Annotated in this window: 18 protein-coding genes and 3 rRNA genes; 13 read left to right on the forward strand and 8 right to left on the reverse strand. The window is 67.3% G+C overall.

What is annotated here, in order from left to right; translation table 11 throughout:
• Positions 1-103 precede the first annotated feature (103 nt).
• From CP970_RS34055 to CP970_RS34065, 3 genes are all read right to left on the reverse strand, one after another.
• The gene (locus tag CP970_RS34055) at positions 104-610 is read right to left on the reverse strand and encodes an HNH endonuclease (RefSeq protein WP_055544721.1); all 507 of its coding nucleotides are present in this window, start codon (positions 608-610) and stop codon (positions 104-106) included.
• A gap of 150 nt (positions 611-760) precedes the next feature.
• Complete coding sequence (locus CP970_RS34060) at positions 761-1,300, reverse strand: YbhB/YbcL family Raf kinase inhibitor-like protein (RefSeq protein WP_055544722.1); 540 nt, start codon at positions 1,298-1,300, stop codon at positions 761-763.
• Positions 1,301-1,348: 48 nt separating this feature from the next.
• Positions 1,349-2,131 (reverse strand): sporulation protein, encoded by a 783-nt coding sequence (locus tag CP970_RS34065; RefSeq protein WP_055544723.1) that lies wholly within the window; start codon positions 2,129-2,131, stop codon positions 1,349-1,351.
• A gap of 161 nt (positions 2,132-2,292) precedes the next feature.
• On the opposite strand from CP970_RS34065, the gene CP970_RS34070 reads away from it, so the two are divergent.
• From CP970_RS34070 to CP970_RS45190, 6 genes are all read left to right on the forward strand, one after another.
• A complete protein-coding gene (locus CP970_RS34070) occupies positions 2,293-2,934 on the forward strand; it encodes a DNA-3-methyladenine glycosylase (protein ID WP_055544724.1) in 642 nt (213 codons plus the stop codon).
• Between the two features lie 561 nt (positions 2,935-3,495).
• Positions 3,496-5,021, forward strand: a 16S ribosomal RNA gene (locus CP970_RS34075).
• A 293-nt stretch (positions 5,022-5,314) separates the two neighbouring features.
• Positions 5,315-8,440: ribosomal RNA gene (locus tag CP970_RS34080) — 23S ribosomal RNA — on the forward strand.
• Positions 8,441-8,578: 138 nt separating this feature from the next.
• Positions 8,579-8,695 (forward strand): 5S ribosomal RNA (gene rrf / locus CP970_RS34085).
• Together the 16S, 23S and 5S rRNA genes form the textbook arrangement of a ribosomal RNA operon.
• A 230-nt stretch (positions 8,696-8,925) precedes the next feature.
• Positions 8,926-10,158: a hypothetical protein gene (locus CP970_RS45185; protein WP_224059408.1), complete on the forward strand. Its 1,233-nt coding sequence runs from the start codon at positions 8,926-8,928 to the stop codon at positions 10,156-10,158.
• Complete coding sequence (locus CP970_RS45190; RefSeq protein ID WP_224059354.1) at positions 10,050-10,862, forward strand: tetratricopeptide repeat protein; 813 nt, start codon at positions 10,050-10,052, stop codon at positions 10,860-10,862. The genes CP970_RS45185 and CP970_RS45190 overlap by 109 nt, the downstream gene beginning before the upstream one ends.
• A 77-nt stretch (positions 10,863-10,939) precedes the next feature.
• On the opposite strand, the gene CP970_RS34095 is transcribed toward CP970_RS45190, so the two are convergent.
• Entirely contained in the window at positions 10,940-12,217 is a 1,278-nt protein-coding gene (locus CP970_RS34095; RefSeq protein WP_055547326.1) for a DUF1015 family protein, read from the reverse strand.
• Positions 12,218-12,289: 72 nt separating this feature from the next.
• Between CP970_RS34095 and CP970_RS34100 the strand changes: the two genes are divergently transcribed.
• Complete coding sequence (locus CP970_RS34100; protein ID WP_055547324.1) at positions 12,290-13,342, forward strand: HAD hydrolase-like protein; 1,053 nt, start codon at positions 12,290-12,292, stop codon at positions 13,340-13,342.
• A gap of 67 nt (positions 13,343-13,409) precedes the next feature.
• Here CP970_RS34100 and CP970_RS34105 read toward each other — a convergent pair whose 3' ends face one another.
• From CP970_RS34105 to CP970_RS34115, 3 genes are read right to left on the reverse strand one after another with little or no spacing between them, the layout of a single operon-like run.
• On the reverse strand, positions 13,410-14,243 hold the full coding sequence (locus CP970_RS34105) for a siderophore-interacting protein (RefSeq protein WP_055547322.1): 834 nt from the start codon (positions 14,241-14,243) through the stop codon (positions 13,410-13,412).
• Positions 14,240-15,286, reverse strand: a complete 1,047-nt coding sequence (locus CP970_RS34110; RefSeq protein WP_055547320.1) for an ABC transporter substrate-binding protein — start codon at positions 15,284-15,286, stop codon at positions 14,240-14,242. Before CP970_RS34110 ends, CP970_RS34105 begins: the two co-directional genes overlap by 4 nt.
• A complete protein-coding gene (locus CP970_RS34115; protein ID WP_055547318.1) occupies positions 15,286-16,341 on the reverse strand; it encodes an ABC transporter substrate-binding protein in 1,056 nt (351 codons plus the stop codon). Before CP970_RS34115 ends, CP970_RS34110 begins: the two co-directional genes overlap by 1 nt.
• 53 nt (positions 16,342-16,394) lie before the next feature.
• Between CP970_RS34115 and CP970_RS34120 the strand changes: the two genes are divergently transcribed.
• From CP970_RS34120 to CP970_RS34130, 3 genes are read left to right on the forward strand one after another with little or no spacing between them, the layout of a single operon-like run.
• Positions 16,395-17,438 carry a FecCD family ABC transporter permease gene (locus CP970_RS34120; protein WP_055547316.1) on the forward strand — a complete coding sequence of 348 codons (1,044 nt, stop codon included), beginning with the start codon at positions 16,395-16,397 and terminating at the stop codon, positions 17,436-17,438.
• Positions 17,435-18,463 carry a FecCD family ABC transporter permease gene (locus tag CP970_RS34125; RefSeq protein WP_055547314.1) on the forward strand — a complete coding sequence of 343 codons (1,029 nt, stop codon included), beginning with the start codon at positions 17,435-17,437 and terminating at the stop codon, positions 18,461-18,463. Before CP970_RS34120 ends, CP970_RS34125 begins: the two co-directional genes overlap by 4 nt.
• A complete protein-coding gene (locus CP970_RS34130) occupies positions 18,460-19,323 on the forward strand; it encodes an ABC transporter ATP-binding protein (RefSeq protein WP_055547312.1) in 864 nt (287 codons plus the stop codon). Before CP970_RS34125 ends, CP970_RS34130 begins: the two co-directional genes overlap by 4 nt.
• A 9-nt stretch (positions 19,324-19,332) precedes the next feature.
• On the opposite strand, the gene CP970_RS34135 is transcribed toward CP970_RS34130, so the two are convergent.
• Entirely contained in the window at positions 19,333-19,680 is a 348-nt protein-coding gene (locus CP970_RS34135) for an alkyl sulfatase C-terminal domain-containing protein (RefSeq protein WP_055547310.1), read from the reverse strand.
• Between the two features lie 42 nt (positions 19,681-19,722).
• Between CP970_RS34135 and CP970_RS34140 the strand changes: the two genes are divergently transcribed.
• The 3 genes from CP970_RS34140 to CP970_RS34150 are packed head-to-tail and all read left to right on the forward strand — an operon-like array spanning position 19,723 to position 21,771.
• Positions 19,723-20,031, forward strand: a complete 309-nt coding sequence (locus tag CP970_RS34140) for a hypothetical protein (protein ID WP_055547308.1) — start codon at positions 19,723-19,725, stop codon at positions 20,029-20,031.
• A 7-nt stretch (positions 20,032-20,038) separates the two neighbouring features.
• Positions 20,039-20,854, forward strand: a complete 816-nt coding sequence (locus tag CP970_RS34145) for a TlyA family RNA methyltransferase (protein ID WP_055547306.1) — start codon at positions 20,039-20,041, stop codon at positions 20,852-20,854.
• An 11-nt stretch (positions 20,855-20,865) separates the two neighbouring features.
• Complete coding sequence (locus tag CP970_RS34150) at positions 20,866-21,771, forward strand: NAD kinase (RefSeq protein WP_055547304.1); 906 nt, start codon at positions 20,866-20,868, stop codon at positions 21,769-21,771.
• Positions 21,772-21,778 lie beyond the last annotated feature (7 nt).

Genomic DNA, 21,778 nt, shown 5'->3' on the forward strand with positions numbered 1-21,778 from the left:
CGGGGCTGTGACATGTGCGGCTCCGCCGCGTGGGCGCGATCAGCCCAAAACGGCCCGCGGTGATGTCTCACCGCGGGCCGTTCTCGCCAGGGCGCCAGGGCCACTACGCCGCAGGCTGCGCCAGCCACTCGGGCAACGAGGCCAGTTCGTCTCGGCCGAGCGCCAGCAACATCGCATCCGCGGGGGTCGGCTCGAACGGCTGCCGTAGCAACGGCATCCCGGCCTGCTCCGGAGTCCGGTCCGCTTTGCGGTGATTGTCCATCGCGCACGAAGCGACCGTGTTCAGCCAGGAGTCCGCGCCACCGCGCGAGCGCGGCACCACGTGGTCGACCGTCGACGCGCGCCTGCCGCAGTACGCGCACCGGTGCTGGTCCCTGACCAGCACACCCCGCCTCGACCACGGGGCTTGTCTTCGGAACGGCACGCGCACATACCTGCAGAGCCTGATCACCCGGGGCACGGGTATGTCGACCGCCGCCGCGCGCACACGCAGTCCGGGGTGGGCGTGCTCGACCACGGCCTTGTCCTGGAGCACCAGAACGACGGCTCGGTTGAGCGACACCGTCGAGAGCGGCTCGAAGCTCGCGTTCAGCACCAGCGTGTCCCGCATCAACCTGCCCACCTCCCGTATGCACACCGGCCCACCGCCTGGCGGGCTGGGATCAACTCTGGCCGGGCACGCCGGGATGGACAACGCAATAAAAAATGCCCGTCTCTGATCACTTCCATGACCAGAGACGGGCAAACAACCGATGAACGCTCAGTTCTCCGCGGGGGCCGCGTACTCCGCGAGCACCTGCGCACGGGCCAGCGTGTGGAACCGGAGGTTGAACCCCACGACCGCGGGCGAGGCGTCCGAGTCCGGACCCAGCTTCTCCTGGTCCACCGCGTACACGGTGAACACATAGCGGTGGGCCGGATCCCCGGGCGGCGGGGCGGCGCCCCCGAAGTCCTTCGTCCCGTAGTCGTTGCGCACCTGCACCGCGCCCGCGGGCAGCCCCTCGAACTTGCCGCTGCCCGCGCCACCGGGCAGCTCCGTCACCGACACCGGGATGTCGAAGACGGTCCAGTGCCAGAACCCGCTCCCCGTAGGGGCGTCCGGGTCGAAGCACGTCACGGCGAAGCTCTTGGTCTCCGGCGGGAAGCCCTCCCACCGCAGCTGCGGCGAGGTGTTCCCGGCCGCGTAGACGTGAGCGTCCTTAAGGACCGCCCCCGGCTCGAAGTCCTCGCTCACGACCGTGAACGACGGCACGGGCGGATGGAAGTCATGGGGAAGCGGCGGCCTCTTGAGCTCGGTCACGTCGGCACCTCCTGGTTGGTTGCTGGTCCTCGCTGATCCTCTCCGAGCCTAGAACCAGTTGCGCTTGCTGCCGACCTGGGACAGCCACTCGTTGAGGTACGCCGCCCAGTCCGTGCCCTGGAAGTCGTTCAGACCGACCTTGAACGAACGGAACGAGTCACTGCCCTCGCTGAACAGACCCGGCTTCTTGTCCATCTCCAGGACGACGTCCATCTCGCGGTCGTCCGCGACGAAGCTCAATTCGACCTGGTTGAGACCGCGGTACTGCTGCGGCGGGTAGAACTCGATCTCCTGGTAGAACGGCAGCTTCTGCCGCGTACCGCGGATGTGGCCGCGCTCCATGTCCGCGCTCTTGAAGCGGAAGCCCAGCTGAATGAAGGCGTCCAGGAGGGCCTGCTGCGCGGGCAGCGGGTGCACGTTGATCGGGTCGAGGTCACCCGAGTCCACGGCGCGCGCGATCTCCAGCTCGGTGGTCACACCGATGTTCATGCCGCGCAGCTGCTGCCCGTCGATGCTCGTGACCGGCGTCTCCCACGGGATCTCCAGGCCGAACGGCACCGCGTGCACCTGACCGGCCCGCAGCGTGAAGGCGCCACCGAGCCGCACCTTGGTGAACTCGATGTCCTGCTTGGTCTCCTGGTCGTTGCCCTCGACCTCGACCCGGGCCTGCAGGCCCACGGAGAGCCCCTCGATCTCCTGGTCCACGGATCCGCCCTGGATCCTGACCTCACCCTGGACCACGCCGCCCGGCACCACGTTGACCTCGGTCAGCACGGTCTCGACCGAGGCACCACCGGCCCCCAGACTCGCGAGCAGCTTCTTGAAACCCATGACTCTCCTCCCCAGGCCGCCGCCTGTGGCTCGTCTCGACTTGAATCCTTGATCGGTACAAACGCGAGGGGACCGTGCCCGGTTCCGTGTCATCACCCTGGCAATCGGAAGGACCGCTGACCACCCGTGCCCAAAGACCAGGTGCACTACGCTCGTACGCCATGATCGCGGCCCCTGACCGTACGCCCCTGACCCGTGACTTCTTCGACCGGCCCGTCCTGGACGTGGCCCCGGATCTGCTGGGCCGCATCCTCGTGCGCGACTCGCAGGACGGTCCGATCGAACTCCGCCTGACAGAGGTGGAGGCGTACGCGGGGGAGGTCGACCCCGGCTCCCACGCCTATCGCGGTCGCACCGCGCGCAACGGCGTGATGTTCGAGGAGCCAGGACACGTGTACGTCTACTTCACCTACGGCATGTGGCACTGCATGAACCTGGTCTGCGGTCCACCGGGGATGGCGAGCGCGGTCCTGCTCCGCGCGGGAGAGATCACCGAAGGCGCCGAACTGGCCCGCAAACGTCGACTCTCGGCCCGCAACGACAAGGAACTGGCCAAAGGCCCCGCCCGCCTGGCCACGGCCCTCGACGTGGACCGGAGCCTCAACGGCAGCGACGCCTGTGGCGGCCGGGGCTCCCCCTTCACTGTCCTGTCCGGCACCCCGACCCACCCCGACCAGGTCAGGAGCGGACCCCGGACGGGCGTATCGGGGGAGGGCGGTGTCCACCCCTGGCGCTTCTGGACGGCCAACGACCCTACGGTGAGCCCTTATCGGGCCCATACGCCCCGGCGCCGACGAACTTGACGCGCCCTTGGGGCATCCGTAATGTAGTCCGAGCCGCTTAAACCGGTCACGGCAATCTGCCGGACACCGGAAGCGGCCAACCACTACCTACGACTTCCCCTAGGCGGGGGCTTATTTCGCATGCTCGCATGTCGAAATTCGAACTCGCGGAACTCGATTATGAGTTGCGGAGGGAATCCGCTAAAGTAGTGAACACGCCGAAAGGCAAAGGCCCTCCAACGGCCACCGGAAATGAAATCCGAACCGGAAACGGAACGGAAAACGGATCTGGTAAGGTTGGAAACACGAAATACCGAAGGGAAGCGCCCGGAGGAAAGCCCCAGAGAATGTTCTGCGGGTGAGTACAAAGGAAGCGTCCGTTCCTTGAGAACTCAACAGCGTGCCAAAAGTCAACGCCAGATATGTTGATACCCCGACTCACTTCGGTGAGTTGAGGTTCCTTTGAAAAAGTCCTGTACGGCCTCGGTCGTGCAGGCAGCACAGCGAGGACGCTGTGAACCGGGAGATTATTCCTCTCCTTGGTTCCGCTCTCGTGTGTGTCGTCCCGATTACGGGAAAACATTCACGGAGAGTTTGATCCTGGCTCAGGACGAACGCTGGCGGCGTGCTTAACACATGCAAGTCGAACGATGAAGCCCTTCGGGGTGGATTAGTGGCGAACGGGTGAGTAACACGTGGGCAATCTGCCCTTCACTCTGGGACAAGCCCTGGAAACGGGGTCTAATACCGGATAATACCTTCTCTCGCATGGGAGAGGGTTGAAAGCTCCGGCGGTGAAGGATGAGCCCGCGGCCTATCAGCTTGTTGGTGAGGTAGAAGCTCACCAAGGCGACGACGGGTAGCCGGCCTGAGAGGGCGACCGGCCACACTGGGACTGAGACACGGCCCAGACTCCTACGGGAGGCAGCAGTGGGGAATATTGCACAATGGGCGAAAGCCTGATGCAGCGACGCCGCGTGAGGGATGACGGCCTTCGGGTTGTAAACCTCTTTCAGCAGGGAAGAAGCGAAAGTGACGGTACCTGCAGAAGAAGCGCCGGCTAACTACGTGCCAGCAGCCGCGGTAATACGTAGGGCGCAAGCGTTGTCCGGAATTATTGGGCGTAAAGAGCTCGTAGGCGGCTTGTCACGTCGGTTGTGAAAGCCCGGGGCTTAACCCCGGGTCTGCAGTCGATACGGGCAGGCTAGAGTGTGGTAGGGGAGATCGGAATTCCTGGTGTAGCGGTGAAATGCGCAGATATCAGGAGGAACACCGGTGGCGAAGGCGGATCTCTGGGCCATTACTGACGCTGAGGAGCGAAAGCGTGGGGAGCGAACAGGATTAGATACCCTGGTAGTCCACGCCGTAAACGGTGGGAACTAGGTGTTGGCGACATTCCACGTCGTCGGTGCCGCAGCTAACGCATTAAGTTCCCCGCCTGGGGAGTACGGCCGCAAGGCTAAAACTCAAAGGAATTGACGGGGGCCCGCACAAGCAGCGGAGCATGTGGCTTAATTCGACGCAACGCGAAGAACCTTACCAAGGCTTGACATATACCGGAAAGCATCAGAGATGGTGCCCCCCTTGTGGTCGGTATACAGGTGGTGCATGGCTGTCGTCAGCTCGTGTCGTGAGATGTTGGGTTAAGTCCCGCAACGAGCGCAACCCTTGTTCTGTGTTGCCAGCATGCCCTTCGGGGTGATGGGGACTCACAGGAGACTGCCGGGGTCAACTCGGAGGAAGGTGGGGACGACGTCAAGTCATCATGCCCCTTATGTCTTGGGCTGCACACGTGCTACAATGGCAGGTACAATGAGCTGCGAAGCCGCGAGGCGGAGCGAATCTCAAAAAGCCTGTCTCAGTTCGGATTGGGGTCTGCAACTCGACCCCATGAAGTCGGAGTTGCTAGTAATCGCAGATCAGCATTGCTGCGGTGAATACGTTCCCGGGCCTTGTACACACCGCCCGTCACGTCACGAAAGTCGGTAACACCCGAAGCCGGTGGCCCAACCCCTTGTGGGAGGGAGCTGTCGAAGGTGGGACTGGCGATTGGGACGAAGTCGTAACAAGGTAGCCGTACCGGAAGGTGCGGCTGGATCACCTCCTTTCTAAGGAGCATCTAGATTCCGCAAGGAATCCAGAGGCCACTACGTCGGCAAATGTTCGACGGTGGTTGCTCATGGGTGGAACGTTGACTACTCGGCACGATCGGTTGGCTTCACTAGTACTGCTTCGGCGTGGAACGTGAAGGTTGATGGGTCGGGTCGGGCACGCTGTTGGGTATCTGAGGGTACGGGTTTGTCCCGACCTCAATGCCGACCCCGGTGAAGCATCCTGGTAAGGGTGTGTGACGGGTGGTTGGTCGTTGTTTGAGAACTGCACAGTGGACGCGAGCATCTGTGGCCAAGTTTTTAAGGGCGCACGGTGGATGCCTTGGCACCAGGAACCGATGAAGGACGTGGGAGGCCACGATAGTCCCCGGGGAGTCGTCAACCAGGCTTTGATCCGGGGGTTTCCGAATGGGGAAACCCGGCAGTCGTCATGGGCTGTCACCCGCTGCTGAACACATAGGCAGTGTGGAGGGAACGCGGGGAAGTGAAACATCTCAGTACCCGCAGGAAGAGAAAACAACCGTGATTCCGGGAGTAGTGGCGAGCGAAACCGGATGAGGCCAAACCGTATGCGTGTGATACCCGGCAGGGGTTGCGCATACGGGGTTGTGGGATCTCTCTTTTGCAGTCTGCCGGCTGTGAGACGAGTCAGAAACCGTTGATGTAGACGAAGGACATGCGAAAGGTCCGGCGTAGAGGGTAAGACCCCCGTAGTCGAAACATCAGCGGCTCGTTTGAGAGACACCCAAGTAGCACGGGGCCCGAGAAATCCCGTGTGAATCTGGCGGGACCACCCGTTAAGCCTAAATATTCCCTGGTGACCGATAGCGGATAGTACCGTGAGGGAATGGTGAAAAGTACCGCGGGAGCGGAGTGAAATAGTACCTGAAACCGTGTGCCTACAAGCCGTGGGAGCGTCGGACATCAAGCTTGCTTGGTGTCTCGTGACTGCGTGCCTTTTGAAGAATGAGCCTGCGAGTTTGCGGTGTGTTGCGAGGTTAACCCGTGTGGGGAAGCCGTAGCGAAAGCGAGTCCGAATAGGGCGATTTAGTAGCGCGCTCAAGACCCGAAGCGGAGTGATCTAGCCATGGGCAGGTTGAAGCGGCTGTAAGAGGTCGTGGAGGACCGAACCCACCAGGGTTGAAAACCTGGGGGATGACCTGTGGTTAGGGGTGAAAGGCCAATCAAACTCCGTGATAGCTGGTTCTCCCCGAAATGCATTTAGGTGCAGCGTCGTGTGTTTCTTGCCGGAGGTAGAGCACTGGATAGGCGATGGGCCCTACCGGGTTACTGACCTTAGCCAAACTCCGAATGCCGGTAAGTGAGAGCGCGGCAGTGAGACTGTGGGGGATAAGCTCCATGGTCGAGAGGGAAACAGCCCAGAGCATCGACTAAGGCCCCTAAGCGTACGCTAAGTGGGAAAGGATGTGGAGTCGCACAGACAACCAGGAGGTTGGCTTAGAAGCAGCCACCCTTGAAAGAGTGCGTAATAGCTCACTGGTCTAGTGATTCCGCGCCGACAATGTAGCGGGGCTCAAGCGTACCGCCGAAGTCGTGTCATTGCGATATATACCCCCAACGGGGATCGTGATGGGTAGGGGAGCGTCGTGTGCCGGGTGAAGCTGCAGCGGAAGCTAGTGGTGGACGGTTCACGAGTGAGAATGCAGGCATGAGTAGCGATACATACGTGAGAAACGTGTGCGCCGATTGACTAAGGGTTCCTGGGTCAAGCTGATCTGCCCAGGGTAAGTCGGGACCTAAGGCGAGGCCGACAGGCGTAGTCGATGGATAACCGGTTGATATTCCGGTACCCGCTGTGAAGCGTCAAACATCGAATCAGGCGATGCTAAGTCCGTGAAGCCGTCCCGATCTCTTCGGAGTTGAGGGAAGTGGTGGAGCCGACGGACCAGACTTGTAGTAGGTGAGTGATGGGGTGACGCAGGAAGGTAGTCCAGCCCGGGCGATGGTTGTCCCGGGGTAAGGGTGTAGGACGTGAGGTAGGCAAATCCGCCTTGCATGAAGTCTGAGACCTGATGCCGAGCCGATTGTGGTGAAGTGGATGATCCTATGCTGTCGAGAAAAGCCTCTAGCGAGTTTCATGGCGGCCCGTACCCTAAACCGACTCAGGTAGTCAGGTAGAGAATACCGAGGCGTTCGGGTGAACTATGGTTAAGGAACTCGGCAAAATGCCCCCGTAACTTCGGGAGAAGGGGGGCCATCACCGGTGATGACATTTACTGTCTGAGCTGGGGGTGGCCGCAGAGACCAGCGAGAAGCGACTGTTTACTAAAAACACAGGTCCGTGCGAAGCCGTAAGGCGATGTATACGGACTGACGCCTGCCCGGTGCTGGAACGTTAAGGGGACCGGTTAGTGCGCTTTCGGGCGTGCGAAGCTGAGAACTTAAGCGCCAGTAAACGGCGGTGGTAACTATAACCATCCTAAGGTAGCGAAATTCCTTGTCGGGTAAGTTCCGACCTGCACGAATGGCGTAACGACTTCTCGACTGTCTCAACCATAGGCCCGGTGAAATTGCACTACGAGTAAAGATGCTCGTTTCGCGCAGAAGGACGGAAAGACCCCGGGACCTTTACTACAGTTTGATATTGGTGTTCGGTTCGGCTTGTGTAGGATAGGTGGGAGACTTTGAAGCGGGCACGCCAGTGTTCGTGGAGTCAACGTTGAAATACCACTCTGGTCGTGCTGGATGTCTAACCTCGGTCCGTGATCCGGATCAGGGACAGTGTCTGATGGGTAGTTTAACTGGGGCGGTTGCCTCCCAAAGAGTAACGGAGGCGCCCAAAGGTTCCCTCAGCCTGGTTGGTAATCAGGTGTTGAGTGTAAGTGCACAAGGGAGCTTGACTGTGAGACCGACGGGTCGAGCAGGGACGAAAGTCGGGACTAGTGATCCGGCGGTGGCTTGTGGAAGCGCCGTCGCTCAACGGATAAAAGGTACCCCGGGGATAACAGGCTGATCTTCCCCAAGAGTCCATATCGACGGGATGGTTTGGCACCTCGATGTCGGCTCGTCGCATCCTGGGGCTGGAGTCGGTCCCAAGGGTTGGGCTGTTCGCCCATTAAAGCGGTACGCGAGCTGGGTTTAGAACGTCGTGAGACAGTTCGGTCCCTATCCTCTGTGCGCGTAGGAATATTGAGAAGGGCTGTCCCTAGTACGAGAGGACCGGGACGGACGAACCTCTGGTGTGCCAGTTGTCCTGCCAAGGGCATGGCTGGTTGGCTACGTTCGGAAAGGATAACCGCTGAAAGCATCTAAGCGGGAAGCCTGCTTCGAGATGAGTATTCCCACCCCCTTTGAGGGGTTAAGGCTCCCAGTAGACGACTGGGTTGATAGGCCAGATCTGGAAGCCCGGTAACGGGTGGAGGTGACTGGTACTAATAGGCCGAGGGCTTGTCCTCAGTCGCTCGCGTCCACTGTGTTTGTTCTGAAACAACGAACAGTTGTGTCGGCTGAACAGCGTCACTATCTAATTGAAGAGTGTGCTTGTTCGCTGCCCTGTTTGAGATCCGGCGATTTCGCTGGATATTTCATAGGGTTTCGGTGGTCATAGCGTGAGGGAAACGCCCGGTTACATTCCGAACCCGGAAGCTAAGCCTCAAAGCGCCGATGGTACTGCAGGGGGGACCCTGTGGGAGAGTAGGACGCCGCCGAACAATTTTTGAGGACCCCTGGTCCCAGCGTCCACGCTGGGACCAGGGGTCCTTTTGTTTTTGTCGAAGCGCGCCGGCATCCCGGCTGCGCGAGAATGACTGCGGTACCGAAGACTAGGAGTCACCGATGTCCACCAACTCTCCCGACGAGCGACCGGAGCGCGACCAGCGCAGCCGGGACGGTGGCGACCGGGGCGGATACCGCGGTGCTCCGCGCCGGGACAACGACCGGCGTGACGGTGACCGTGGTGGTTTCCGTGGCCGTGATGACCGTCGTGACGATCGCCGTGATGACCGGCGTGATGACAACCGTGGCGGCGGGTTCCGTGGCCGCGATGACAATCGTGGCGGTGGCGGTGGCGGTGGCGGTGGCTACCGCGGGCGTGATGACAGCCGTGGTGGCGGCGGGCGTCCGCCGTTCCGGCGTGATGACCGTCCCAGCGGGCCGCGCCGCGATGACCGCCGTGACGACAACCGCGGCGGCGACCGCGGTGGCTTCCGCCGTGACGGCGACCGCCCCGCCTTCCGTAGCGACGACCGCCGGGGCGGGGACCGTCCGGACCGCGGTGGGTTCCGTGGCCGCGACGACAACCGCGGTGGCGGTTTCCGCGGCCGTGACGACCGCCGTGACGACCGCCGCGATGACCGCAGGGACGACCGGCGTGACGGTGACCGTGGTGGTTTCCGTGGCCGTGATGACCGTCGTGACGATCGCCGTGATGACCGGCGTGATGACAACCGTGGCGGCGGGTTCCGTGGCCGCGATGACAATCGTGGCGGTGGCGGTGGCGGTGGCGGTGGCTACCGCGGGCGTGATGACAGCCGTGGTGGCGGCGGGCGTCCGCCGTTCCGGCGTGATGACCGTCCCAGCGGGCCCCGCCGCGATGACCGCCGTGACGACAACCGCGGCGGCGACCGCGGTGGCTTCCGCCGTGACGGCGACCGTCCCACCTTCCGCCGCGACGGCGACCGTCCCGCCTTCCGTAGCGACGACCGCCGTGACGATCGGCGCGATGACCGTCGCGATGGTGACCGCGGTGGTTTCCGCGGCCGTGACGACCGTCGCGATGACCGCAGGGACGATCGCCGTGATGACCGTCGCGATGGTGACCGCGGTGGTTTCCGCGGCCGCGATGACAACCGTGGCGGTGGCGGCGGGTTCCGGGGTCGCGACGACCGCGGGCGTGACGACCGTGGGCGTGGGCCGCGCCGTGACGACCGGGGCGGGCGCCCCAGTGGCGGCGGCGGGTTCCGTGGGCGTGACGACCGCAGGGACGACCGCCGTGATGACCGGCGTGACGGCGACCGCGGGGGCTACCGCGGTCGTGACGACCGTGACCGCGAGCCCATCAAGCGGCTGCCCATCCCGGACGACGTCACCGGGTACGAGATCGACAAGGACGTACAGCAGGAGCTGCAGAGCCTTCCCAAGGGGCTCGCGGAGGACGTCGCCAGAAACCTGGTGATGGTCGCCAAGCTCATCGACGAGGACCCCGAGCAGGCGTACGCCTACTCGCGGATCGCGCTGCGGCTGGCCTCCAGGGTCGCCGCCGTGCGTGAGGCAGCGGGCTTCGCCGCGTACGCGAACCAGAAGTACAGCGAGGCGCTGGCCGAGTTCCGTGCCGCGCGGCGGATGACCGGCAGCGTCGAGCTGTGGCCCGTCATGGCGGACTGCGAGCGTGGGCTCGGCCGTCCCGAGAAGGCGCTGGAGATGGCCGGTGCGCCGGAGGTGCAGAAGCTGGACAAGGCCGGTCAGGTCGAGATGCGGCTCGTGGCCGCCGGGGCCCGGCGCGACCTGGACCAGATCGATGCCGCCATCGTCACGCTGCAGAGCCCCGAGCTCGCCTCGAACTCCGTGCAGCCCTGGACGGCGCGACTGCGGTACGCGTACGCCGACGCGCTGTTGGATGCGGGCCGCGAGGACGAAGCGCGCGAGTGGTTCGCCAAGGTCATCGAGTCCGACAAGGACGGCAGCACCGACGCGTCCGACCGGCTCGCCGAGCTGGACGGTGTCGAGTTCGTCGACGCGCTTGGCGACGACGAGGTCGACGGGACGGACGAGGTTGCCGAGGTCGTCGAGGTTGTCGAGCTCCGGGAGTCTTCCGAGGACTCCGACGACTCGGCGGACGACGCCGTGGACTCTGCGGATTCCGCGGGCCACAAGGACTGACCTCCGGGCAGACTGAGACGGGCGGGACTCCCTGAGGGGGTCCCGCCCGTTGTCGTATGTCCGGAAGGTGCCCGGTGTCAGAAGTCCAGACTGCGCAGGACCAGGCCGGTGGCGGGCTTGGGGCCGAAGGACGTGGACTTGCGGGGCATCGTGACGCCCTGGCGGGCCAGGTCGCGGACGACCTCCTCGCGGACCGGGTGCATCAGGACCGCCGTGCCGCCGTCCCGCTCCGCCTTCTCGACCGTCGCCGCGGTGTCGTGGATGTATGCGATGTGCTCCGGGGCGTCGGGGATCCGCCAGACGTGGTCGAGGAGCGTGGCGTGCAGGACCGTCGCGTCCAGGGTGCGCCAGGCCTCGGGGAAATCGGCCGGGACCGTACGCGTGAGGAGGTCGGGGGACGGGTGGTCGACGAGGTGGAAGGCGCCGTCACCCGCGAGGACGAACGCGTTGCCCTTGCCCGCGGCCTCGGCCAGGGCGCCGAGCGCGTGGTCGAGATCGCCTTCCAGCGTGCGTACGCGGAAGGAGTCGCCGAGGGCGGCGAGCGCGTCGGCGACCGGGAGGCGGTGCAGGTAGCGGTGGATGGCGCGGACCCGCAGCGGGTAGCGGGCCGTGTCGACCAGGAGGACGAGGCCGTGGTCCCAGGCGCTCGGCGAAGGGTGCTCGGCGCGCAGCCGCAGGTTGGTCGCCCAGCGGTGGTGGCCGTCGGCGATCAGGGCCTGGTGGCGGGCGAGATCTGACGCGATCTCGGCGATCTCTGCCGGGTCCCGCACGGACCACAGGCGGTGGCTGAAGCCGTCTTCCGTGGTCGTGGAGAGGAGCGGGTCGCGAAGGGCGGTGCGTTCGATGACGCCGAGGGCGCCCGTCGCGTCGCCGTTGCTGCGGTAGGTGAGGAGCAGCGGCTCCAGGTTGGCGGCCGTGGCGCGCATCAGGCCCGCGCGGTCCTCGACGACGTGCGGCATGACGTCCTCGTGCGGCAGGACGATGCCCTCCGCGGCCTCCGAGAGCCGCAGCGTGCCGATGATGCCGCGCTGCAGGATGTCGCCGTCGTGCTGTTCGTAGACGTACAGGCTGGGCTCGGTGTCGGGGGCGAGGATGCCTTCCGCGAGCCAGCTGCCGAGGGTGTCGGCGGCCTGCTGGTTGCGGGCCGCCGGGGTGGTGGCCTGCGGGAGGATCAGGCGGACGATGTTGTGCGGGTCGGCGGATTCCAGGTGGAGGAGGCCGTCGGGGCGTACGACCACGTCGTACGGGGGTGAGGTCACGGCGGCGAGGCTGCCGACCCGTTCGGGTACGTACCGCACGCCCCGGAACGGGCGCAGTTCGAGGCCGGTTACGTCAGCGTGACCCACTGTGTTCATTAGGGCATCGTATGTGTGTCAGTGGCATAAGCGATGATCGGGGGAGTGGGATCGAGCGAGGAGCGATGTGTAATGAGCCAGACCGCAGGCGGCGGCGCGGACCGGAGCGTCAGGACGCGGCCCGAGGGCAGCGCGCGGGCGCTGAGCGAGGCCTATGACACGGCGCTGCTCGACCTGGACGGGGTGGTCTACGCGGGCGGGCACGCCATCGCGCACGCCGTCGATTCGCTCGGGACCGCGCGCGAGGGCGGCATGCACCTGGCGTACGTCACGAACAACGCGCTGCGCACCCCGGACGCGGTGGCCGAGCATCTGACGGAGCTCGGTATTCCGACCGAGGCCTCGGACGTCATCACGTCGGCGCAGGCGGCCGCCCGGCTGGTGAGCGAGCAAGTGCCCGCGGGGGCAAGGGTGTTGGTGATCGGTGGGGATGGGCTGAGGGTCGCGCTCCGGGAGCGGGGACTTGAGCCGGTGGAGTCCGCCGACGACGATCCGGTGGCGGTCGTGCAGGGGTACGGCGGGCCCGACATGGCGTGGGGGCGGTTCGCCGAGGCGAGTTACGCCATCGCGCGCGGGCTTCCGTGGTTCGCGTCCAACACGGATCTGACGATCCCGAGCGCGCGGGGCATCGCGCCGGGCAATGGCGCGGCCGTCGAGGTCGTACGCATCGCCACGGGCGCGGAGCCGCAGGTCGCGGGGAAGCCGCTGCCTCCGATGCACCGGGAGACGATTCTGCGGACGGGCGCGGAGCGGCCGTTGGTCGTGGGCGATCGTCTCGACACGGACATCGAGGGGGCGTTCAACGGAGAGGTGGACTCGCTGCTCGTCCTGACCGGGGTCACGGACGGGGCGCAGTTGCTGGCCGCGCCGCCCGAGCACCGGCCGACGTACGTGGACGTGGATCTGCGCGGCATGCTCACCGGTCAGCCCGAAGTCGCCCCCGTGGAGGGCGGGTTCGGCTGTGGCGGGTGGACCGCTTCGGTGCGGGGCGACGAGCTCGGGCTCGACGGCGAGGGCGAGGTCATCGACGGGCTGCGGGCGCTGTGCGCGGCGGCCTGGACCGAGGCCGGGGACGGCACCTGCGCCCTTGACGCGGGCAAGGCGCTGTCCCGGCTCGGGGTGTGAGGAACCAGGGAGGAACCAGGGGTGACGTGACGTCAGGGCCGTGGGCCCTGACGTCGGTCGCCTCGCCTCAGGCGGCCTCGCCCCGTTCGATCAGCTCGTCCGTGGTCGTGTCCTTGCGCCAATAGCCGGAGAACGACACCTTCTTGCGGTCGAAGCCGCGGTCGCGGACGAGGTGGCGGCGGACGGCCTTGACGGTCGCTGACTCACCGGCGACCCAGGCGTAGGGGGTGCCTTCGGGGAGGTCGGCGCCGCGTATCGCGTCCGTGGTGGCGCCTTCCGCGGTGAGCCAGTGGATCTCGGCGTCGGCCTTGGTGGGCAGTTCCTGACGGTCGGCCAGGTCGTGCACCTCGATCCAGACCCGGGTCGGCAGGCCGGGCGGGAGCGTCTCCAGGATGCTCGCGACGGCCGGGAGCGCGGACTCGTCGGCGGTCAGCAGGAGCCAGTCGGTGTCCTGCGGCGGCCGGAAGTCGTACGCCCCGTTCTCCTCGTCGACCGGGGCGAGCACGCCGATGCGGGCGCCGGGCCGCGCGGTCCGCGCCCAGCTGGTGGCCGGGCCGTCGCCGGGCGAGGGGGTCGCGCCGTGCACGGCGAAGTCGACGATCAGCTCATCGGGTTCGCGGCGCAGTTCGCGGGTCGTGTAGGTGCGCATGATGCCGCGTACGGACGGGTCGAGCGCGCACCACGCCGCGTACCAGTCCATCGCGTCACCGGAGTCGGTGTCCGGCATGACCGGGGTGTCCTGGCCCGGGTGCGGCAGGAAGATCTTGATGCGCTGGTCGCGGCCGCCCGATGCCATGCGCGACAAGCCGGTGCCGCCGAAGGCGACGCGGATCATGGCGGGGGTGAGGTGTTCGGCGCTCAGGACCTGGGCGTCGAAGAACTGGTACGGGGATTCGGTCATCGCTTGAGCCTCTTCGACTTCTCGACTGCGGTGGCGAGCCCCTCGAGGACGGGGGCGTATCCGGCGTAGCTGTAGCGCTCCTCCATCGACCAGGCCACGGTCTGACCTGCCTTGACGGCGGGGAGTTGGGCCCAGGTGGGCTTCTTCGCGAGCTCCTTGGGGGGCAGCGCGGTCGTACGGTTGTCGATCATGATCAGGTCGGCGTGGTGCCTGTCGGCGTTCTCCCAGCTGAGGAACTCCCAGAAGCCCCACTCGTCGCTCTTCTTGCCCTCGACGAACTCGATGCCGAGGTCCTTGAAGTAGTTCAGGTCGCAGTAGGAGTCGGGGACGGCGACGTACATCTGGTCGGCGTCGCCCGTCATCGCGAGGACCTTGAGGCCGCGGTTGGCCGCCGCGGCCTTGCGCAGGGTCCTTTCGGCCTTCTGGAAGCGGGCCTTGGCGGCGCGCACCTTCTCGGTCTCCAGGTCGGCGCCGAGGGAGGCGGCCAGTTCGGTGTAGCGCTCCAGCGGCTGCTTGAGGGAGACGCGGGCGCCGTCGATGCCGACGGTCGGGGCGAGCGAGGCGATCTTCTTGCCGCTCTCCTCGGGGACGAACCAGAGGGCGGGCGCCGGGAACATGTTGCTGATCAGCAGGTCGGGTTCGAGGGCCGCGTACTTCTCGATGTTGAACTGGCCCCACTCGGTACCGAGGCTGGTCAGCTTGGTGAGGTCGAGGTCGCCCGCCTGCGGGTTGGGCTTGCCGTCGATGGGCTTGGAGGGGCCGAAGACGCCCGTGCACGCGATGCCGTAGTCGTGCAGGGCGGCGGCCGTGCTGATGAAGGCGACGATGTTCTTCGGGAGCCGCTCGGCGCTTGCGGTCTTGCCGCGGTCGTCCTTGAAGCTCCAGGGTTTGCCGTCGCCCGCGTCCGCCGCGTCCTTGCCGCCCTTGCCGGAGGAGGCGGCATCGCTGTCGCCGCCGCACGCGGTGAGCAGGGCGCCGAGGCCCAGGGCGCCGCCCGCGCCGAGGAGGGTGCGGCGGGACAGGGCGGGATGGTGCGTGGGCATCAGGCGGCCTTCTCAGCTGGGTTGGTCTTCTTGGCGTCGGTGATGGCTGCGGCGAGCTGTTCGATGAGCGGCGCGTATCCGGCGTGGCTGAACTGGGCCTCGTTGGACCAGGACACGACCTGTCCCGCGCGTACGGCGGGCAGCTTGGCCCAGGTGGGCTTGGACTTCTTGAGGTCGGCGGGCTGGAGGTTGCCGGTCCGCCGGTCGACGAGGATCAGGTCGGCGTCGTAGGCGTCGGCGTTCTCCCAGGCCAGTTCCTCGAAGAAGCCCGCCGACGAGGGCTTGGCGGGGGTGACGAATTCGACGCCGAGGCTTTTGTAGTGGCGCAGGTCGGTGAAGCTCGCGGGGTTGCCCACATAGAGGAGGGGGTCCTGCGCGGCGATCGCCATGACCTTGATCCCGCCGCGGGCCTTCGCGGCCTTGGCCGCCTTGCGGAGGGTCTCGCAGGCGGCCTCGAAGCGCTTCTTCGCCGCGGTGACCTTGGCCGCCTTCAGGTCGGCGCCGAGCGATTCGGCGAGTTCGGCGAAGCGCCCGATGACGTGGGTGAGCGAGCTCTTGGCGGTGAGGATGCCGACGCTCGGGGCGAGCGAGGTGATCTTCTTGGCGGACTCTTCGGGGACGTACCAGAGGGTCGGCGCGACGTTCATGGTGCTGACCAGCAGGTCGGGCTCCAGGGCCGCGTACTTCTCGATGCTGAACTCGCCCCAGGCGTTGCCGATGACGGTCACTTTGTCGACATCGATGTCGGCGGCCTGGATGTCGGGTTCGCCGTTCTTCAGCTTGGTCGGCCCGAAGACACCCGTGCATTCGATGCCGAGGTCGTGGAGGGCCGCGGCCGCGCCGATGTAGGCGACGATCTTCTTCGGGGGCGCGGCGGACCTGGCGGTCTTGCCGCGGTCGTCCTCGAAGCGCCAGGTCTTCGCGTCGCCGCCGGACCGTTTCTCCTCGCCGCCGCCGCACGCGGTGAGCAGCGCGCCGACGCCGAGCGCGCCGCCCGCGGTGATTACGCCGCGGCGGTTCAGGGCAGTCGAGGGGGAGCGACGGGATGCGGGCATGGATGGCGCTTCTCTCATCGAAGTGCAGTGCGAGGGTAGGCTAACCTAACCTGGTGTTGGTCGACAGTCCCCCAGAACCCCGCGCGGAATCCGCTCCCGCGCCCCCCAAGCGCCGCGCGACACGCAGCATCGGGCTGCTGGTATCGGTGCTCGTGCTGCTGCTCGTCTTCCTCACGAGCATCGCGGTCGGCGCGAAATCGATGTCCATGGACCAGGTCTGGCACGGCCTCTTCGAGGACTCGGGGACGTACGGGGACGTGGTGGTCGGCGAGCGGCTCGCGCGCACCCTGCTCGGCCTGCTCGCCGGTGTCGCGCTCGGGCTCTCCGGCGCCGTCCTCCAGGCGCTCACCCGCAATCCGCTGGCCGACCCCGGACTGCTCGGCATCAACCTGGGCGCCTCGGCCGCGGTCGTCACCGCGATCAGCTTCTTCGGCGTGACCTCGCTGAGCGGCTACGTGTGGTTCGCCTTCGTGGGCGCCGCGCTCGTCGGCGTACTCCTCTACATCCTCGGCGGCGCGCGCGGCGCGACGCCCGTGCGGCTCGCGCTCGCGGGCACCGCCATCAGCGCGGCGCTCTACGGCTATCTGCAGGCCGTGATGATCACGGACGGCGCCGCGCTCAACAAGATGCGCTTCTGGACGGTCGGTTCCCTGGCCTCCGCCAACATGGACACCATCAAGCAGGTGCTGCCCTTCCTCGTGATCGGCACCGTGCTCGCGCTCTCCCTGGCCCGGCCGCTGAACGCCATGGCCATGGGCGACGACACCGCCCGCGCGCTCGGCGCCCATCTGACGCGGACCCGCGCCCTTTCCATGGCGGCGGCGACCCTGCTGTGCGGCGCGGCGACGGCGGCCTGCGGGCCCATCGTCTTCGTCGGCCTGATGGTGCCGCACATCGTGCGCTCCTTCACCGGCCCCGACATGCGCTGGATCCTGCCGTACGCGGCCGTCCTCTCGCCGGTCCTGCTGCTCGGCGCGGACGTCGTGGGACGCGTGGTGGCCCGGCCCTCCGAGCTCCAGGTGGGCATCGTGACCGCGGTCATCGGCGCGCCCGTCTTCATCCTTCTCGTACGTCGGCGGAAGTTGGCCCAGCTGTGAAGGCGATACGCACCCGGGGCGGCCTCTCCGTCCGGCTCGACGTCCGCACCGCGGTGGTCGTCGCCCTGCTGCTCGTGGCCGCGCTCGTCGCGAGCGTCGTCCTGATCGGCACCGGCGACTTCGAGATCCCGGCCGGCGACGTCGTGCGCACCCTGCTCGGCAACGGCGACGCGGGGCAGGAGTTCATCATCAACGACCTGCGCCTGCCGCGGGTCCTGGTCGGACTGCTCGTGGGCGCGGCCCTCGGGCTCGGCGGCGCGCTCTTCCAGTCCATCGCGCGCAACCCGCTGGGCAGCCCGGACGTGCTCGGCCTCGGACAGGGGTCGACCGCGGGCGCGCTCACGATGATCGTCCTCTTCCAGGGCGACGCGGTCGAGGTCGCGGGCGGCGCGCTCGTCGGCGGCCTGGTGACCGGCCTCGCCATCTATCTGCTCGCCTGGAAGCGGGGCGTGCACGGCTACCGGCTCGTCCTCGTCGGCATCGGCGTCTCCGCCTTCATGACGGCCATCAACGGCTACCTCCTCACCAAGGCCGACTTCGTGGACGCCGCCCGCGCCGTCGTCTGGATGACCGGATCCCTCAACGGCCGCGACTGGGAGCAGGTCTGGCCGCTGCTCGCGCTCTGCGCCGTCCTCGTACCGCTCGTCCTCGTGTACGGGCGGCCGCTGCGGATGCTGGAGATGGGCGACGACGTCGCCCACGCGCTCGGCGTACGCGTCGAGCGCACCCGCTTGGTGCTGCTGATCGCCTCCGTGCTGCTCACCGCGGCCGCCACCGCCGCCGCGGGCCCGGTCGCCTTCGTCGCGCTCACCGCGCCGCAGCTGGCCCGGCGCCTCACCCGCTCGCCCGGGCCGAACCTGATGCCCGCGATGTTCATGGGCGCCACGCTCCTGATCGTCGCGGACTGGGCCTCGCAGCGGGCCTTCGGCGCGGACCAGCTGCCCGTCGGCGTCGTCACCGGCGTGCTCGGCGGCGCCTATCTGCTGTGGCTGCTCGTCACGCAGCGGAAGGCGGGACGGATATGAAGCCTCGCCACCAACCCGTACAACCCAAGGACCAGGAGCGTGCTGCTGTGAACCGGCTCATCGCCGACGACGTCACCCTCGGCTATGACCAGCGCGTCATCGCGGAGAAGCTGTCCGTCGAGATACCCGACAACTCCTTCACCGTGATCGTGGGCCCCAACGCCTGCGGCAAGTCGACGCTGCTGCGCGCCCTGTCCCGGATGCTCAAGCCGTCCGAGGGCCGTGTGCTGCTCGACGGGAACGTCATCCAGTCGATGCCCGCCAAGAAGGTCGCCAAGACGCTCGGCCTGCTGCCCCAGTCGTCCATCGCGCCCGACGGGATCACGGTCGGCGACCTGGTGGCGCGCGGCCGCTACCCGCACCAGGGGCTGCTGCGGCAGTGGTCGGACGACGACGAGCGGATCGTCGACGAATCGATGGAGTCGACGGGCGTGCGCGAACTCGCCGAGCGCTATGTCGACGAACTCTCCGGCGGCCAGCGCCAGCGCGTCTGGATCGCGATGGCCCTCGCGCAGCAGACCCCGCTGCTGCTCCTCGACGAGCCCACGACGTTCCTCGACATCCAGCACCAGATCGATGTCCTCGACCTCTGCGCCGACCTCCACGAGGAGCAGGGCCGCACGCTCGTCGCCGTGCTGCACGACCTGAACCACGCGGCCCGCTACGCCACACACCTCATCGCGCTGCGCGACGGAGCGGTCGTCGCCGAGGGCGCGCCCGCCGACATCGTCACGGCGGAACTGGTGGAGCAGACGTTCGGGATCCGCTGCCAGATCATCGACGACCCGGAGACGGGGACGCCGCTGGTGATCCCGGCGGCGCGCGCGGGGCGTCGGGCGCCGGCCAAAGCAGCGATCTAGGGCAGCGATCTAGAGCAGCGATCTGAGCTTCAGCAGGTCCCGGAACCCCGCCTCCAGCTTCACCCGGCCCGAGGCCCACGCCTTCGCGAAGTTCAGCTCGCCGGAGACCATCGCGACGAGGTCGTCGCCGGTCATCGCGAGGCGGATCTCGGCCTTCTCGCGGGGCGGTCCCGGGTGGTGGTCGAGCACCTTGATCCGGCCGTTCTCCAGACGGCCGGTGAAGGTGACGTCGAGATCGGTGATGCGGCAGCTCAGCGAGCGGTTCAGGGCCACGGCGCCGCGCACGTCGCCGTCGGCGGACGCGAGATTGTCCGAGAGTCTGTCGAGTGCGGTGCGGCACTCCGCCATGGTCGCCATCGTGATCGACGGTACCGCAGCGCTTCGGGGTAGCGTCGTGCCATGAGCGACTCTTACGCGGGCCCCGAAGAGGGGGAGGCGGTGGACCCGGAGCCTCAGGTTCCGGACGAGCCGTCGTACGACCCCGCAGCCCCGGCGCCCCTCGGTGTCGAGCGCACCCCCACGGGCAACGCCGACGTGGACTCCCGCCTCGCCCGCCTCGGCGACGCCGACCACCTCGCCACGGACGGCCACATCGAGGTGTACGAGGATGTACACCGGGGCCTGCGCGACGCGCTGACCGCGCTCGACAGCCGCCCCGGCCCACCGGCACCCGCAGGGGCGCCCACACCTTCGTACAACAGGAGCTGAACCGAACGTGGCAGGAGTGGCACGACGCCGCCTCGACGCCGAGCTCGTCCGCAGGAAGCTCGCGCGCTCGCGCGAGCACGCGAGCCAGCTGATCGCCGCAGGCCGGGTCGCGGTCGGCAAGACCGTCGCGACCAAGGCCGCGACCCAGGTCGAGACGGCCGCCGCGATCGTGGTCTCGCAGGACGACAGCGACCCCGACTACGTCTCGCGCGGCGGGCACAAACTCGCGGGCGCGTTCGCGGCCTTCGGGCCGCGGGGACTGGTCGTCGAGGGACGGCGCGCGCTCGACGCGGGCGCCTCCACCGGCGGCTTCACCGACGTGCTGCTGCGGGCGGGCGCCGCGCACGTCGTCGCCGTCGACGTCGGCTACGGCCAGCTCGCGTGGTCCCTGCAGAGTGACGACCGGGTCACCGTGAAGGACCGTACGAACGTACGGGAGTTGACGCTCGAAGCCATCGACGGCGTCCCCGTCGACCTGGTCGTCGGCGACCTCTCGTTCATCCCGCTCGGCCTGGTGCTGCCCGCCCTGGTGCGGTGCGCGGCGCCGGACGCGGACCTCGCGCTCATGGTCAAGCCGCAGTTCGAGGTCGGCAAGGAGCGGCTCGGCACCGGCGGAGTGGTGCGCAGCGCCGAACTGCGGGCCGATGCCGTGCGCAACGTGGCGCGGCAGGCGTGGGGGCTCGGCCTCGGGGTGCGCGGAGTGACCGCGAGCCCGCTGCCAGGGCCTTCAGGGAATGTCGAGTACTTTCTGTGGCTGCGCGCCGGGGCTCCCGAACTGGACCCGGCGGACGTTGACCGTGCCGTGGCGGAGGGGCCCCGTTGACCCAGACCCGAGTGACCCAGACCCGATCTCGTACCGTCTTCCTGCTCGCGCACACCGGGCGGCCCGCGGCCATCCGCAGCGCCGAGCTCGTCGTGCAGGGGCTGCTGCGCAGCGGCCTCGGCGTACGGGTCCTGGAGGCGGAGGCCGCGGACCTGCCGCTGCCCGACGAGGTCGAGACGGTCAAGGAGGCCACCGCCGAGTGCATCGACGACTGTGAGCTGATCGTCGTGCTCGGCGGGGACGGGACGCTGCTGCGCGGCGCCGAGTTCGCCAGGGCCTCCGGAGTGCCGATGCTCGGCGTCAACCTCGGGCGGGTCGGCTTCCTCGCCGAGGCCGAGCGCGACGACCTCGACAAGGTCGTCGACCGCGTGGTCACCAAGGCGTACGAGGTCGAGGAGCGCATGACGATCGACGTCGTCGTGCACCGCAACGGCGACGTCGTGCACCGCGACTGGGCGCTCAACGAGGCCGCCGTGCAGAAGGTCTCGCCCGAGCGGATGCTGGAGGTGGTCCTGGAGATCGACGGGCGGCCCGTCACCGGCTTCGGCTGCGACGGCATCGTCTGCGCGACGCCGACGGGATCGACGGCGTACGCGTTCTCGGCGGGCGGGCCGGTCGTCTGGCCCGAGGTCGAGGCGCTGCTCATGGTGCCGATCAGCGCGCACGCCCTGTTCGCCAAGCCTCTGGTGACCTCGCCCGACTCGGTGCTCGCCGTCGAGGTCCAGCCGCACACGCCGCACGGAGTGCTCTGGTGCGACGGGCGGCGGACCGTCGAACTGCCCGCGGGGGCGCGGGTCGAGGTGCGCAGGGGCGAGGTGCCGGTGCGGCTGGCCCGGCTGCACCACGCCTCGTTCACGGATCGACTTGTCGCCAAGTTCGCGCTGCCCGTCTCCGGGTGGCGGGGGGCGCCGCACTGACCCCCGG

The organism is Streptomyces kanamyceticus (assembly GCF_008704495.1).
In the GTDB taxonomy this organism is placed as follows: Bacteria; Actinomycetota; Actinomycetes; order Streptomycetales; family Streptomycetaceae; genus Streptomyces; species Streptomyces kanamyceticus.